This is a genomic window from Stenotrophomonas sp. NPDC077659 (assembly GCF_050268705.1).
GTDB lineage: Bacteria > Pseudomonadota > Gammaproteobacteria > Xanthomonadales > Xanthomonadaceae > Stenotrophomonas.
The window spans coordinates 1-1119 of the sequence record NZ_JBNNHG010000302.1; the positions used below are offsets into that span (position 1 = coordinate 1).

At 68.9% G+C, this 1119-nt stretch carries 1 protein-coding gene; it reads left to right on the forward strand.

Annotated features, from left to right (window positions below):
- Positions 1-1119, forward strand: a 1119-nt coding sequence (locus ACQKDV_RS19640; protein ID WP_427785893.1) for a translation initiation factor IF-2 N-terminal domain-containing protein, incomplete at both ends; no start/stop codon positions are given.

Sequence of the window (1119 nt, forward strand, 5' to 3'; positions counted from 1 at the left end):
ACATCGCCGGTATTCATGGCATTCCTCGCTGGGCCGGACCATCGTGTTGAACTGGATCGTCTGCGCGACGAAGCCATCGTCCGTGCCCGCGAAGAAGAGATTGCCGCCAAGGAACGCGCAGAGGCCGAGAAGAAGGCCGCCGAGGAAGCTGCCGCTGCCGCCAAGGCCGCTGAAGCTGCCGAAGCACAGGCTGCCAGCAAGCCCCGGCGCGCGCCGATCGACGAAACCGCGCCGCGCCCGCCGCGTGCCCCGGCCGCTGCCCCGGCTGCGCCGCGCAGCGCACCGCCGCCGCCGCGCAACGACGACCGCAACAACCGAAGCGCGCCGCGCAACGAGCGTGGCCCGGGCGACCGCTTTGCCGGCCAGATGCATCTGTCGGCTGCCGACCGTGCGCGTCGTGGCAACAGCAACAACAGCAACACCCGGGGTCGTCCGGGGGGGCGCAACCAGAGCGGTGGCCGTCGCGACATGTCGCGTGGTGGCAACAATGCCGGTCCGCACGCGTTCGAACGTCCGACCGCACCGGTCGTGCGTGAAGTGGCGATCGGCGAGACCATCACCGTGGCCGACCTGGCGCAGAAGCTCGCGCTGAAGGGCGGCGAGGTGGTCAAGGCGCTGTTCAAGATGGGCGTGATGGCCACCATCACCCAGTCCATCGACCACGACACCGCAGCGCTGGTGACCGAAGAGCTCGGCCACAAGGCCATCCGTGCCAACGACAACGACGCCGAAGACGCACTGCTGGCCTCGACCGGTGAAAACCAGGGCGAAGCCGTGCAGCGTCCGCCGGTGGTCACCATCATGGGCCACGTCGACCACGGCAAGACCTCGCTGCTGGATTACATCCGCCGCACCAAGGTTGCCCACGGCGAAGCCGGTGGCATCACCCAGCACATCGGTGCGTACCACGTCGATACGCCCAAGGGCGTCATCAGCTTCCTGGATACCCCGGGCCACGCCGCGTTCACCTCGATGCGTGCCCGCGGTGCCAAGCTGACCGATATCGTGGTGCTGGTGGTTGCCGCCGATGACGGCGTCATGCCGCAGACCAAGGAAGCGATCCAGCCCGTGCCAGTGCCGGTTCCGGGCGCCCCAGCAGCGCCACCGCGCCGGCAGGCA